At 67.3% G+C, this 13179-nt stretch carries 12 protein-coding genes and 1 pseudogene; all 13 read right to left on the minus strand.

Going from position 1 to position 13179, the window contains the following annotated elements; all coding sequences use genetic code 11:
- Positions 1-12: 12 nt before the first annotated feature.
- The 13 genes and pseudogenes from tatC to QFZ69_RS09515 all read right to left on the minus strand — a co-directional run bounded on the left by tatC (position 13) and on the right by QFZ69_RS09515 (position 13163).
- Positions 13-849, minus strand: coding sequence for a twin-arginine translocase subunit TatC (gene tatC / locus QFZ69_RS09455; RefSeq protein WP_307000067.1), 837 nt, complete (start codon positions 847-849; stop codon positions 13-15).
- A 6-nt stretch (positions 850-855) separates the two neighbouring features.
- The gene (gene tatA, locus QFZ69_RS09460; protein ID WP_306917593.1) at positions 856-1125 is read right to left on the minus strand and encodes a Sec-independent protein translocase subunit TatA; all 270 of its coding nucleotides are present in this window, start codon (positions 1123-1125) and stop codon (positions 856-858) included.
- Between the two features lie 35 nt (positions 1126-1160).
- A complete protein-coding gene (locus QFZ69_RS09465) occupies positions 1161-1505 on the minus strand; it encodes a hypothetical protein (RefSeq protein ID WP_306917594.1) in 345 nt (114 codons plus the stop codon).
- Between the two features lie 26 nt (positions 1506-1531).
- Positions 1532-3577: a YafY family protein gene (locus tag QFZ69_RS09470; RefSeq protein ID WP_306917596.1), complete on the minus strand. Its 2046-nt coding sequence runs from the start codon at positions 3575-3577 to the stop codon at positions 1532-1534.
- Between the two features lie 163 nt (positions 3578-3740).
- Complete coding sequence (locus tag QFZ69_RS09475; protein WP_306917598.1) at positions 3741-4136, minus strand: FKBP-type peptidyl-prolyl cis-trans isomerase; 396 nt, start codon at positions 4134-4136, stop codon at positions 3741-3743.
- 38 nt (positions 4137-4174) lie between these two features.
- A pseudogene (locus tag QFZ69_RS09480) lies at positions 4175-5108 on the minus strand (FKBP-type peptidyl-prolyl cis-trans isomerase).
- A 111-nt stretch (positions 5109-5219) separates the two neighbouring features.
- On the minus strand, positions 5220-6584 hold the full coding sequence (gene pafA / locus QFZ69_RS09485) for a Pup--protein ligase (protein WP_307000068.1): 1365 nt from the start codon (positions 6582-6584) through the stop codon (positions 5220-5222).
- A gap of 1 nt (position 6585) precedes the next feature.
- Positions 6586-7293: a proteasome subunit alpha gene (prcA, locus tag QFZ69_RS09490; protein WP_306917601.1), complete on the minus strand. Its 708-nt coding sequence runs from the start codon at positions 7291-7293 to the stop codon at positions 6586-6588.
- A 1-nt stretch (position 7294) separates the two neighbouring features.
- Positions 7295-8131, minus strand: coding sequence for a proteasome subunit beta (prcB, locus tag QFZ69_RS09495; protein WP_307000070.1), 837 nt, complete (start codon positions 8129-8131; stop codon positions 7295-7297).
- Between the two features lie 78 nt (positions 8132-8209).
- Entirely contained in the window at positions 8210-8413 is a 204-nt protein-coding gene (locus QFZ69_RS09500) for a ubiquitin-like protein Pup (RefSeq protein WP_264353822.1), read from the minus strand.
- 89 nt (positions 8414-8502) lie between these two features.
- Complete coding sequence (gene dop, locus QFZ69_RS09505) at positions 8503-10176, minus strand: depupylase/deamidase Dop (protein WP_306917604.1); 1674 nt, start codon at positions 10174-10176, stop codon at positions 8503-8505.
- The gene (gene arc, locus QFZ69_RS09510) at positions 10173-11975 is read right to left on the minus strand and encodes a proteasome ATPase (RefSeq protein WP_306917606.1); all 1803 of its coding nucleotides are present in this window, start codon (positions 11973-11975) and stop codon (positions 10173-10175) included. The genes dop and arc overlap by 4 nt, the downstream gene beginning before the upstream one ends.
- Before the next feature lie 81 nt (positions 11976-12056).
- Positions 12057-13163 (minus strand): tRNA (adenine-N1)-methyltransferase, encoded by a 1107-nt coding sequence (locus QFZ69_RS09515; protein WP_306917608.1) that lies wholly within the window; start codon positions 13161-13163, stop codon positions 12057-12059.
- Positions 13164-13179 lie beyond the last annotated feature (16 nt).

Genomic DNA, 13179 nt, shown 5'->3' on the forward strand with positions numbered 1-13179 from the left:
GTGCGCGAACGGCTAGAGATTCTCCAGCTCGGAGCTTGGAGTTGCCTGGCCCGCCGTGGCCTCGGTCTCCGCGGCGCGCTTGACGGCCCGCCGTTCCCGGCGGCGGTCGTTGAGCAGGCAAAGCCCAATCGCGGCGAAGAAGAGCGCCAGCATAGGACCGGCCAGGTAGAACATGCTCATCGCATCGGCCCCGGGCGCGGCCATCGCGGCGAAGAGGCAGACCAGGAATACCGTGATGCGCCAGCTCTTGACTAGCTGCTGGCCTTTGACCAGGCCGGCCAGGTTCAGGCCGAACAGGACCACCGGCAAGAGGAAGGCGATGCCGAAGGCCAGCAGCAGGCGCAGCACAAACGACAGGTACACCTGGGCGCTGATGAAGTTGGATCCGCCGGACGGGGTGAAGTCGGTCAGCACGCGGACTGCATTGGGGAGCACGAGCCAGGCCAGCAGCACGCCGCCGACAAACAGCGGCACCGCGGCGGCGACGAAGGACAGGGCCAGGCGGCGTTCCTTCTTGTGCAGGCCGGGCACGATGAACGCCCAGAGCTGGTAGAGCCAGACGGGACTGGCGACGATGAGGCCAAGGAAGACGGACACTTGGATCATCAGGTCGAAGGAACTTGCCACGCCGTCGAAGTTCAGGCTGGCCTGCCGGCCCTCATGCTCGTTCAGGTCGACGATCGGCTGGATCAGCGCCGCGAGCATCGGCTGGTAGACGAGGAAACCGACGACGGTTCCGAGCACGACGGCGATCGCAGACTTGAAGAGGCGGTTCCGCAGCTCTTTCAGGTGGTCAAGGAGCGCCATCCGCCCCTCGGGATTAGACCGGCGACCCATGGTTACTGCCATGGGGAATTAGGCGCGGTTCGGAGGCGGAACGTCGGTTCCTTCGCCTGGGCGGCTCTCGGTGCCGGGGGTGCGCGGGTGGTTCACGACCCGGCCCTCGACGGGGTCGGATTCAGCCTTGGCGTCGGTGGTGCCGTCCTTCTTCATTTCGCGGACCTCCGACTTGAAGATGCGCATCGACTGGCCAAGGCTGCGGGCCATGCCGGGGAGCTTCGGCGCCGCGAAAAGCACCAATGCCAGAACGATGATGATGATGAGATGCCAGCCTTCAAGCCTCATGACAGGAGGTCCTTTCGTTTGAGTCCATCTTATGTCTAACTGAATTCGATGTCGTGCAGCCGCTGCGGCTGGCCACGGTCCGTCTTGCGCTGGATGCGGCGCAGCCGGCGGGCCTCCTGCCGTGCGGATTTAGCGGCATGATACTCGTGCCGGATCCGGGCGGGCGGGGTGAAAACGGCGGAGCCGGGGACCGCGCCGGGCTCTGCGGGGATAGGACTCGGCGCGGTGGACGGTAACTGGCTGAACCGGTCCCCCGCTTCGCCGAGCTCCTTGACCGTCGTCATGAACTGGCGGAACAAGCGCACACCGAGCACGGCAAAGAACAACAGGGAGAGCGCGACGAGCGCTATCCAGATCACGATCCAGGACCACCAAGGCATGCTGAACAGTCTAGCCGGGATACTGGCTAGTCTTCGTACTGGGCCCGGGCGGCCTCCACCCAGTCCCGGGCGGCGTCCGCGAGGGCGGCAGGCTCCAGGATCCGGACCGCGCCGCCGTGCTGGGCCACGAACATCGGCAGCCAGTCGGGATTGCCGAAGCGGATTTCTGCCAGCATGCCGCCGCCGGGCAGGGCTGCGGTGCGTTCGGCGTAGTAGTCGTCGGCGAGCCCGATGCCCCGGCGCGTCAGTTCCACGACGACGACAGTGTCGTCGTCGTTCGGGGTGAAAAGCTTCACCGGGAAACTGCCGGCCGGCGCCGCCGGCGCCGACACCGGGCGGCCGGTGGCGTGCAGCTCCTCGATCCGGTCCAGCCGGAAGTTGCGCAGGCCCCGCGCGGAGTGGCAGTAGGCCTCGAGATACCAGGTGCTGTCGAGCGAATAGAGCCGCAGCGGGTCCACCTCGCGTTCGGAGACGGTGTCGCTCTGCGGGGAGTAATACCGGAGCCGCAGCTGCGTGCCGGTACGGATGGCCGCGCGCGCCGCCTCGAGGGTCGCGGAGTCGTCCGGTCCCACCTCCGGGCCGGAGAGCGACGCCGCCTTAAGCCCCTCTTCCCCGGCCGCCGCCAGCAGCTTCAGCGTCACGGACTCCAGAGCACTGCCCTCGGCGAGCTCGGGAAGGCCGTTGAGGGTCTCCAGGCCCGTCAGCAGCGCACAGGCCTCCTCCACGGTGAAGCGCACGGGCCGGAGGTCCAGGTCCTGGCGGATGAAGACGTGGTCATCGTCCCACTGGATGTCCAGCAGGTCATCGGGGTAGCCCTCGGGAAGGCCCGAACAGATCAGGATCCGCAGGTCCTCCTCGAGTTCCTTGCGGGTGATGCCGAACCGGGCCGCGACCTCGCTGATGTGCAGGCCCTGATTGTGGACCAGGAAAGGGACCAGCTGGAGCATCCGGTTGAGCTGATCCTCGGACGTCCGTTTGCGCCGCCGTTTGGCCGGACCCGTGTCCGGGAAGATGACCGGCGGGACGGGGGTTGCGGCGAAGTCGGCCGCGGCGGAAAGGCGACGCCGCACGGCGCTGACAAGCTCGGGCGGGTCAGCTACCTTCACCCGGGGGCCGTAGGAGGCGAGTTCCTCGCCGAGGATCTCGGCGTCGCGGAACGGCACCAGCAAGCGGTCCCGGCCGGAATCGGGCTGGTTCGCGTCGGGTTCGGAAGTCGGGCCGGCGGCCGCACCGGGCTTCACGGTCGGGCCGGCGCCGGGCTGGCCGGCGGGAGGGACCGGCTGGGCGCGCTTGCGCAGCCCCAGCAGCCTGTCCTGCTGGACGTCGACGACGGCGGTCCGCAGCGGCAGCTCCGCCAGCCGCGCGAGTTCGGCTCGGACGTTAAAGCCCGACGGCGGAGTGAAGGTTTCCTTTTCGAGCACGGTCACGGCCGAGGTCAGGCGGGAGAGCCGGAAGAAGCGCCGGTCACCGCGCGTCTGGTCTTGTCCGACGAGGTACCACTGGCCGAAACGGCTGCCAAGGCCCCAGGGCTCCACGCGCCGTTCCTCCTCCTTGCCGGTGCTGCCGGCGAGGTAGTGGAAGCTGACCGGGTGCTGGGCGTGCATGGCGGCGACGAGGTCCTCGAACGCCTGGCCCGCCGGCCGGATGCGCGGCTGGACCCCGGCGGGAAGCTCGGCGTCGGCCAACCCTCCGGCCGCCTGGAGTTTGCGGACCGCGTCCAGCGCCGCCGAGCCGAGCGCGGCGTGCTCCCAGAGCTGCGCGGCCAGGATCAGGACCGTGCACTCTTCGGGGCTCAGGCTGACGTCCGGCAGCCGGTTGGAGTCCTTGCCGATCCGGTACCGGGTGGTCGCCGGGTCATCCGAGCCCCAGCCCTTGTCCGTCAGCGTCTCGACGTCGAAGCCGAACTGACGGAGCTCACTCTTGTCCCGCTCGAACATCCGGCCGAAGGAGACGTCGCTGCTGACGGTGTCGCGGTACACCTTTTCGCGCAATTCACCGCGGCGGAGGCCGTACTTGGTGTTCAGCAGGGCGATGAGCAGGTTCAGGAGGCGTTCAGTACGTGAGGCGGACACCTCGCTAGGGTACTTCCCCCCGGGAGAATGACAAAAGCGCGGTAACAGCCGGAAGGGCTTTCCGGTTGTTACCGCGCTTTCGCAGTACGGTGGCTGGCCCGAGGTGGGCCCACGCCCGCGGGGTTCCCTGTCCGAGCTTGCGAGGATAGGGGGCGGGTGGGGACTAGCGGACGGCGACGAGGTCGACGACGAAGATCAGCGCCTCGTTCGGGCCGATCGCCCCGCCGGCGCCACGGGAGCCGTAGGCCAGCTCGGAGGGAATTTCCAGCCGGCGGCGGCCGCCGACCTTCATGCCCAGCAGGCCCTGGTCCCAGCCCTGGATGACCTGGCCGACGCCGACGCGGAAGTCCAGCGGTGCGCCGCGGCCCCAGGACGCGTCAAATTCTTCGCCGGTGGACCAGGCCACGCCGACGTAGTGGGTGGAGACGGTGTCGCCGGCCTTGGCCTCGGCGCCGTCGCCCTCGATCAGGTCCGTGATGACCAGTTCGGTGGGAACGGCACCTTCGGGGAAGTCAATTTCCGGCTTCTGGCGGTCGAGGTCGCGCTGTCCAAATGACATGGTTGCTCCTTCTTGCGTGGCGTGCGGTGGCGTGAAAGTTACTTGGTGCCCAGGATGTCGACGACGAAGACGAGGTCGCCCTTGGCGTCGCCCTGGCCTTCTTCACCGTAGGCGAGGTCCTTGGGGATGACCAGCAGGACGCGTGATCCGACGGTCTTGCCGGCCAGGCCCTGGGTCCATCCTTTGATGACGCCGGTGAGCGGGAAGCTGGCCTTCTCGCCGCGGTCGAAGCTGGAATCGAAGACCTTGCCTTCGGTCAGGGTGACGCCCACATAGTTGACGGTGAGGGTATCGGTTTCCTTGACCTCGGGGCCGGTGCCCTTGATGAGCTCCTGGGAGATAAGGGCGGTCGGTGCCGCGACGCCGGCGACGGAGATCTCGGGGATGCCCTTGTCGTTTTCGGTGACGGTCGGCAGACCGGCCGGCGGGGTGATGGTTTCGCCTTCAGGCTTGTCCAGCACCGTCGGGGCCTCCTTGGCGGAGAGCACCTTGACGACGAGGAGCTGGCTGGGCTGGGCTTCGGCGCCCTCGGCGGCGGCCTGGCCCGGGACGGCCAGGGCAAGGGTGGGAACCGATCCTGGCGCCGACGAAGGCGTTGTAGATGACGGCGCTGCCGGTCTTGAGCTCGTCGTTCAGTTCGAGTGGCTCCGGGTCGCCGGCAAAGGTGTCTTCCAGGGTCGTGCCGTCCGTGCCGTTGAGGGCGAGGATGGAGATTTCAGCGATCTGGTTGGCCTTGACCCGATCGCCGCTGCCTTCCGTGATCACCTTGACAGTGGGTTCGGAGACCTCCAGGGGTTTGGTGAATTCCACACCCGGCGCCTCCTTTTCGCCCTTTTCCGTCAGCTTGACCGAGTCGAGCTTTGCGGTTTCGCCGGCGGACTGGCTGGTGGGCTCCGGCGCGGGGGGCTCGCCGCCGCCGCAGGCGGTCAGCAGCAGCAGTCCGGGGAGGAGAATTGCTAGTAGTCGGCGCACTTTAGAAACTTTCGTCGAGGCAGTGTGGACACATTGCCGCGCAGTTTCCCACGGCAAAGGAAGCGGTGGCCGCCTAACGGCCGTATCCAGAATAACGCGGAAAGCTGGATGTCAGCCCATAGAGTCCAGCAGGGCATCCACCCGCTCGTCAATGCTGCGGAACGGGTCCTTGCACAGAATGGTCTGATGCGCGCGGTCGTTGAGCTTCAGGTGCACCCAGTCCACGGTATAGTCGCGGCCGAGCTCCTGGGCCCGCCGGACGAAATCGCCGCGGAGCTTGGCGCGGGTGGTCTGCGGCGGCGCGTCCACGGCGTCCTTGACCGCGGTGTCGTCCACCACCCGGCGGACCGCACCGCGGGCCTGCAGCAGGTAGTACAGCCCGCGGGTGCGGGAGATGTCGTGATACGTCAGGTCCAGTTGCGCGATCCGGGGTGCATCCAGCCCCAGTCCGTGCCGCGCGCGGTAGCCATCCATCAGCTTTTTCTTGATCGCCCAGTCCACTTCGGTGTCGATCGTGCTGGTGTTGCCGCTCTCGATCGCGTCGAGGGTCCGTTCCCACAGGTCCAGGATCATCGGCACGTGCACATTGTGCGCGCCCTGTTCGGCCACGAACGCCGTGACCTTGCCCAGGTATTCCCGCTGGATCTCCAGGGCGGTGAGCTGCCGGCCGTTGGCGAGCCGGACGAGGGCGCGGCCGGTCAGGTCGTGGGATATTTCGCGGATGCTGCGGATGGGGTTCTCCATCCGCATGTCCCGCATAATGACTCCGGCCTCGATCATCCGCAGGATCAGGTCCACGGTCCCGATCTTAAGCAGCGCGGTGGTCTCGGACATGTTGGAGTCGCCGACGATGACGTGCAGCCGGCGGTAGAACTCGGCGTCGGCGTGCGGCTCGTCCCGTGTGTTGATGATGGGCCGGGACCGGGTGGTGGCCGAGGAGACGCCTTCCCAGATGTGGTCGGCCCGCTGCGAGAAGGCGAAGGTGGCGCCATGCGGGGTCTTCAGGATCTTGCCGGCCCCGGCAATGAGCTGGCGGGTCACGAGGAACGGGATCAGGATTTCCGCCAGCCGGGAGAATTCCCCGCGGCGCGGGATGAGGTAGTTTTCGTGGCTTCCGTAGGAGTTCCCGGCCGAGTCTGTGTTGTTCTTGAACAGGTATACGGTGCCATTGAACCCCTCGGCCGCGAGCCGCTCCTGCGCTTCGTCCACGAGGTCGTCCAGGATCAGTTCGCCGGCCCGGTCGTGCGCGATCAGCTGCGCCAGATCGTCGCACTCGGCGGTGGCGTACTCCGGGTGGGAGCCGACGTCGAGGTACAGGCGTGAGCCGTTAGTCAGGAATACATTGGAGGATCTCCCCCAGCTGACCACTTTGCGGAACAGGTAGCGGGCCACCTCCTCGGGCGCCAGCGGACGGGACTCCGGGCTCGAATAGGAAATCCCGAACTCGGTTTCGATGCCGAAAATACGCTTGTCCATTTCAGTCCTCCTCAGCAAGCAATGCCACGATGTCGGCGTCCTCCAGGCGGCGGAACGCGCGGCGGGTGCCGCGGCTGCTCTCCGAACCGCGGTCGAGCACGGCAACTTCCACGGCCGACGCCGGCAGGGTGGCGGTTTCCTTGTCGGCCACGAGTCCGGCCTGCGCGAGGCGGATGGCGGCAGCGAAATCCAGCTCGCCCCGCCAGCCGGCGTCGACGGCCTCGGATACCTTGTCCGCCTGGCCGCCCATCACGATGAATCCCTTTTCGTCCGCGATGGACCCGTCAAAGGTCAGCCGGTACAGGTGGTCCTCTTCCGGGCTGGCACCCACCTCGGCGACGGCAAGCTCGACTTCGAACGGCTTCTGCTCCGCCGTGAAGACGGCACCCAGGCTCTGCGCATACACGCTCGCCAGTCCCCGGGCGGTGACGTCCTCCCGGTCGTAGGAGTAGCCGCGTACGTCCGCGTACCGCACCCCCGCCTGGCGGAGGCTTTCGAATTCGTTGTACTTGCCTACCGCGGCGAACGCGATCTTGTCGTAGATCTCACCGATCTTATGCAGCGACGGCGAGGGGTTTTCCGCCACGAGCGCGATCCCGTCCCGGCAGCTGATCACCACCACCGAGCGGCCCCGGGCGATGCCTTTCCGCGCGAAGTCCGCACGGTCCTTCATCAGCTGTTCCGGCGAAACATAGAACTGCTGGGTCATCTCAGGCCTCCCGCTGGGCGAGGGAGCGGGACTCGATGATCCGGCCGGCGACCGCCGCGAGCTCGCGGTCCGGCACCCGGAAGGCGCCGGAACGGCTCACGGTGTAAATCACCGGCCAGAGGCGGCGGACCGGGTCGGGGCCGCCGGTGGCGGAGTCGTCGTCGGCGGCGTCATAGAGGGCTTCGACGGCGACGGCGACGGCTTCCTCCTCCGTGAGGTTGGGCCGCCACAGCTTCTTCAGCGCGCCGCGGGCGAACATGGAGCCGGACCCTACGGTGTGGTGCTCCTGCTCCTCGTAGCGTCCGCCGGTGACGTCGTAGGAAAAGAGCCGTCCAATGCCGGCCGGCCGGTCGAAACCGGCAAAGAGCGGAACCACGGCGAGTCCCTGCATCGCCATCGGCAGGTTTCCGCGGATCATCGCGCCGAGCCGGTTGGCTTTGCCTTCGAGGCTCAGAAGGGTCCCCTCGATTTTTTCGTAATGTTCAAGTTCCACCTGGAACAGCCGCGTGAGGTCGAGGGCGATTCCGGCCGTTCCGGCGATTCCGAGCACGGAGTACTGGTCCGCCGGGAAGACCTTCTCGATGTGCCGGCTGGCGATCACGTTCCCCATCGTGGCGCGCCGGTCACCGGCCATCAGCACGCCACCGGCATAACTGAGGGCAACGATCGTCGTCCCGTGCGGCGCCTGGAGGGGCGCGGCACCGTTCGGGGCCGCGGCGGGCAGGTGCCCGGCAGAGTGCAGGCCGAAAGGCAGTAAGCCGGGACGTTCGCGCTGGAGATGCTCGGTGAAGGAGGACGTCGCGGTGGCTGCTACCTGGTTGGCTGTTGTTTCCTGCACTCGTGCGCTCCCTCAACGTGGTGGATCAACGACTTCCTCAAGCCCGGTACCGCCCCTGTCCGACGGCTGGCTGCGGTCTTATTGACCGCCCTTTTGGACGAAGGCGCGGACGAACTCCTCTGCGTTGGATTCAAGCACGCCATCGATCTCATCAAGCAGATCGTCCACGCCCTGCGTGGCGGCTGATGCCTGGCCCTCCGCGGGTGCCGGCGGCGCCGCGGGGATGTCCTCGTCGACCTCGGTGTCCCGCGACTGCGGCTGCTGCTGCTCCTGGCCTGCCATTGTTCTCTCCTTCTGTCCGTCCCCGATTTTCGAAGGGACATCCTGTAGCAATACTGCCACGCCGAAGGCGTCGGCGGGGGCCTTTGTTCCTAGGAACCGGGGCTGAGTCCGAGGAGCTCGGCAAGGAACGGTCCGGCCTCCCGGTGACGGGCAAACAGCGCGCCGGTAAGGGCCTCGGTTCCGCGCAGCGGTTCCCGGGTGGGCACGCGCTGGAGCCTGCCACGGCCGGGGACATCGAAGATCACCGAGTCCCAGCTGGCCCCGACGAGGTCGGTCCCGAAGCGGCTCACGCAGCGTCCCCGGAAGTAGGCCCGGGTGTCCGACGGCGGTTCGGTCACGGCCCGCTGAATGGCCGCGTCCTCGACGATCCGTTTCATCCGGTCCCGGGCCAGGAGCCGGTAGTAGAGCCCCTTTTCCGGCCGGATATCCGCCCATTGCAGGTCCACCAGGCCCAGCCGTGCGTTATCCCATTCCAAGCCGTCCCGGTCCCGGTATCCCTCCAGCAGGGAGAGCTTCGCGAGCCACTCCACGGAGGAGGCGGCTGCGGTCCGGTCGCTGCCCAACTCGGTCAGGGTGGCGGACCAGCGCTCCAGCACGGCATGGGTATGCCCGTCACCGTCCACGGCATCGGCAACACCGGTGTCCTGGGCGTGCTTCGCGGCCGCCTCGTAGTAGATCCACTGAAGGTCCAGGGCCGTGATCCGGCGCCCGTCCAGCAGACGCACGGTGGCGGTGAGGGAGGTGTCGTGGCTGACGGCCTGGAGCGCTGCGACCGGTTCGTGGATTTCCACGCGCGGGGCCAGGCCGGCCTCGATCAGGCTCAGGACCATCGCGGTGGTGCCGAACTTGAGGTAGTTGGACGTCTGGCTCAGGTTGGCGTCGCCGATGATGACGTGGAGCCGGCGGTACTTGTCGGCGGTGGCGTGGGGTTCGTCGCGGGTGTTGATGATGGGCCGGCGGATGGTGGTCTCCAGGCCCACCTCCGTCTCGAAGAAATCCGCGCGCTGGCTGATCTGGTAGCCGGGCCGGGAGCTGTCCTGCCCCCTGCCGACCCGGCCGGAGCCGCAGATGATCTGGCGGGTGACAAAGAACGGGGTCAGGCCTCGCACGATGTCGCCAAAGGGCACGTTGCGGGGCATCAGGTAGTTCTCGTGGGAACCGTAGGACACCGACTTGTTGTCCGTGTTGTTCTTGTAGAGGTTGATCGGCGGCAGGTCCGGGTCGCCGGCCAGCCGGCGCACGGCGGCGAGGGCCACGAGGTCCCCGGCGGCATCCCAGGCGACGGCATCGCGAGGGTTGGTCACTTCCGGACTGGAGTACTCGGGATGGGCGTGATCAACGTAGAGCCGAGCGCCGTTGCCCAGCACCATGTTCATCAGCAGCGTGCCGGATTCATCCTCGCCGTCGTGCTCCAGCTCGGCCCGTCCGTAGGCCAGGGCGACCGCCTCCGCGTCCAGCACGGGCGGCTGGTCGGTCAGCTGCTCCGGGTCTGCGGCACTGCGCTCCAAGGTCCAGCCCCGGGCGTCGTGCAGCGGCTCCTCGTCCGTGTAGTCCCAGCGTGTTTCGGCGCCGCCGGCGGCACGCTGCCGCGTCACCTGGGCGTAGGCCTGGATCACCCGGGCAGACATCATGGTGGCGTTGGCGCCGGGGGCGGAGGGCGCATGGATGCCGTATTCCGTCTCCGAACCCATCACCCTCATGGCACCGCCGACGGGCAGGCCCCCGGACACCCCGGCCGGACGGCCGGTCGCAGCTGCCGTCATAGGTACTGGCCCGTGCTGGGCATCGTCTCGATGGACTTCCCGGGTTCCTGGCCCGCCTTGCCCTGGACGATGGTGCGGATGTAGGTGATGCGCTCGCCCTTCTTGCCGGAGATCCGTGCCCAGTCGTCCGGGTTGGTGGTGTTCGGCATGTCCTCGTGCTCCCGGAACTCGTCGATGACGGCGCGCAGCAGATGGTCGATGCGGATGCCCTTCTGGCCAATGGTGAGCAGGTCCTTGATCGCGTACTTCTTGGCCCGGTCCACCACGTTCTGCACCACGGCGCCGGAGTTGAAGTCCTTGAAGTAGAGCATCTCGGTGTCGCCGTTGGCGTACGTCACCTCAAGGTATTCGTTGGACTTGTCGGTGGAGTACATGGCCTCGACCGTGCGCTGGACCATGGCGTCCACCGTGGCCTGCACATCGCCGTCATGTTCGGCCAGGTCGGACTGGTGGAACGGCAGGTCGGCGGTGATGTACTTGTTGAAGATGTCGGCCGCGGCCTCGGCATCGGGGCGCTGGATCTTCACTTTCACGTCGAGCCGGCCCGGCCGCAGGATGGCCGGATCAATCATGTCCTCCCGGTTGGAGGCGCCGATCACGATTACGTTGTCCAGACGCTCCACGCCGTCGATCTCGCTCAGGAGCTGCGGAACGATCGTGGTTTCAACGTCGGAGGAGATGCCGGTGCCACGGGTGCGGAACAACGAATCCATCTCGTCGAAGAACACCACGACGGGGCTGCCCCCGGAAGCCTTCTCCCGGGCGCGGGCGAAGATCAGCCGGATATGCCGTTCGGTCTCGCCGACGTACTTATCGAGCAGTTCCGGTCCCTTGATGTTCAGGAAGTAGCTTTTCATGTCCGACTTGCCGGTGCGCTCGGCTGCCCGGGCCGCCAGGGAGTTGGCGACGGCCTTGGCGATCAGTGTCTTGCCGCAGCCCGGAGGGCCGTACAGCAGGATGCCCTTGGGCGCCTTGAGCCCGTGTTCACGGTACAGGTCCGGATGCAGGAACGGCAGTTCGACGGCGTCGCGGATCTGCTCGATCTGCGGCCCCAGGCCGCCGATGTCCTGGTAGGTGATATCCGGAACCTCTTCGAGGACCAGGTTCTCCACTTCCGAGCGCGGGATCTTCTCCAGCGCGTAGCCGGTGCGGGAGTCGATGGAGAGCGCGTCGCCGACCCGCAGGTTCTGCGACATCAGGGCGCCGGAGAGCCGGATGACGCGCTCCTCGTCCGCGCGGCCCACCACGAGGGCACGGTCCGAGCCCAGCATTTCCTTGAGCGTGACCAGGTCCCCGGCCCGCTCGTAGCCCAGCCCGGCCACCACGAGCAACGCCTCGTTGAGCAGCACTTCCTGGCCGGCCGCGAGCTGGTTCATATTGACCAGCGGGCTGATCCCCACGCGCATCTTGCGCCCGGCATTGAAGATGTCCACGGATTCCTCGGTGGCTGCCTGGCCGCTGTTGCCGGCCGCGGGCAGCCGCTTCGGGTTCAGCTGCAGCACCGTGCCGAAGCTGTAGGGCGGCTGACCCTCCTGGTCGAGGGCGTTCTTGAGCCGGAGGATTTCCGCCTTGGCCGCCTCCAGCGTGGCCACGAGTTTGGAGTTGTTCTGCGTCGCGGCGGCTAGCTGCCGGTCAATATGCCGGAGTTTGTCCCGGAGAATATTGACCTGCCGTTCGGCCACGGACAGCTCGTTCGCGGCGTAGCGGTCGTCGTCGGCACCCTGTGCCGCTGATCGTGCTGCCGTCTCTGCTGCCTCGTCCGCCGGTGTGCGGCCCGGGTCAGTGTTCGGAGTCTCCATCGTGCATCATCCCCTTCCTGCGCTGCTATTAAGACATTAGCCCCAACTAGCCGGTCACGCGGAAGACTTCCGAAATCTGGACTAGTTCGTAACCTCCGGGTCGTCCTTGACGTTGGTTCCGGCAATGGCGTCCCGGGCGGCCCGGCGCAGTTTCTTGTCCGAGACGGCGCGCTCTCCCACCGCGCCCGGGGTCCAGGCGTTGACGTCCTCTTCGTTGAAGCCGGTCTTGGAGGGACGGCGCTTGACAGAGATGCCGGTGACGCCGTCGGCCAGCCGCCGGGTGACGAGCAGGAAGCCGGTATGCGCAACCATCCGGTGGTCCGGGCGGACGGCCAGGCCCTCGAGGTGCCAGCCGCGGACCATGGATTCCCAGGCATCGGGTTCGGTGAAACGGCCATCGGCCCGGATGGCTTCGGCGGTCCGGGAAAGCTGCGTCACCGTTGCGACATAATTGATCCACACGCCGCCGGGGGCCAGGACTGTGGCGACGGCGTCGAGGCATTCCCAGGGGGCGAGCATGTCAAGGACCACACGGTCCACGGAGCCCGGATCCTCGCTGCGGACGACTTCCTCCTGGAAATCGCCGAGGGAGATCTTCCATGCCGGGTGGGGACCGCCGAAGATCGTTTCGACGTTGCCGCGGGCGATATCAGCGAATTCCTCGCGCCGTTCAAAGGAGTGCAGGTAGCCGTTGTCCCCCACGGCGCGCAGCAGCGAGATGGACAGCGCGCCGGAGCCGACGCCCGCTTCGACCACGCGCGCGCCGGGGAAAATGTCCGCCATGGTGACGATCTGGCCGGCGTCCTTGGGGTACACCACGGCCGCGCCGCGGGGCATCGAGAGCACGAAGTCCGAAAGCAGCGGCCGCAGCGTCTGGTACTGCTGGCCGACGTTGTTCACGACGACGGAGCCGTCCGGCTGGCCGATGATCTCGTCATGGTTCAGGAACCCGCGGTGCGTGTGGAAGGCGCCGCCCGCTTCGAGGCTGATGGTGTTCATCCGGCCGCGTTCGTCCGTGAGCTGCACGCGCTCCCCTTCGCGGAACGGGCCGCGACGGCGGGCGGCGCCGACCGGCACCGTGGGCGTGGCGCCCGTGGTGCCGGCCTGGGCCTCTTCGGTGCTGGTTCTTGTGCTCCCGGCCGCGCCGGTGTCGGCCGGGCTGGTGTTGGCGGCGGTGTCGCTGCTCATGAAGATGTCCTCACTC

This window comes from Arthrobacter sp. V1I7, from assembly GCF_030817015.1.
Lineage (GTDB): Bacteria > Actinomycetota > Actinomycetes > Actinomycetales > Micrococcaceae > Arthrobacter.

Excerpts from the sequence above, each read along its gene's own strand:
- tatC (WP_307000067.1), bottom strand. The coding sequence starts at position 849 with ATGGCAGTAACCATGGGTCGCCGGTCTAATCCCGAGGGGCGGATGGCG.
- tatA (WP_306917593.1), bottom strand. The coding sequence starts at position 1,125 with ATGAGGCTTGAAGGCTGGCATCTCATCATCATCATCGTTCTGGCATTG.
- QFZ69_RS09465 (WP_306917594.1), bottom strand. The coding sequence starts at position 1,505 with ATGCCTTGGTGGTCCTGGATCGTGATCTGGATAGCGCTCGTCGCGCTC.
- QFZ69_RS09475 (WP_306917598.1), bottom strand. The coding sequence starts at position 4,136 with ATGTCATTTGGACAGCGCGACCTCGACCGCCAGAAGCCGGAAATTGAC.
- pafA (WP_307000068.1), bottom strand. The coding sequence starts at position 6,584 with ATGGACAAGCGTATTTTCGGCATCGAAACCGAGTTCGGGATTTCCTAT.
- prcA (WP_306917601.1), bottom strand. The coding sequence starts at position 7,293 with ATGACCCAGCAGTTCTATGTTTCGCCGGAACAGCTGATGAAGGACCGT.
- QFZ69_RS09500 (WP_264353822.1), bottom strand. The coding sequence starts at position 8,413 with ATGGCAGGCCAGGAGCAGCAGCAGCCGCAGTCGCGGGACACCGAGGTC.
- dop (WP_306917604.1), bottom strand. The coding sequence starts at position 10,176 with ATGACGGCAGCTGCGACCGGCCGTCCGGCCGGGGTGTCCGGGGGCCTG.
- arc (WP_306917606.1), bottom strand. The coding sequence starts at position 11,975 with ATGGAGACTCCGAACACTGACCCGGGCCGCACACCGGCGGACGAGGCA.
- QFZ69_RS09515 (WP_306917608.1), bottom strand. The coding sequence starts at position 13,163 with ATGAGCAGCGACACCGCCGCCAACACCAGCCCGGCCGACACCGGCGCG.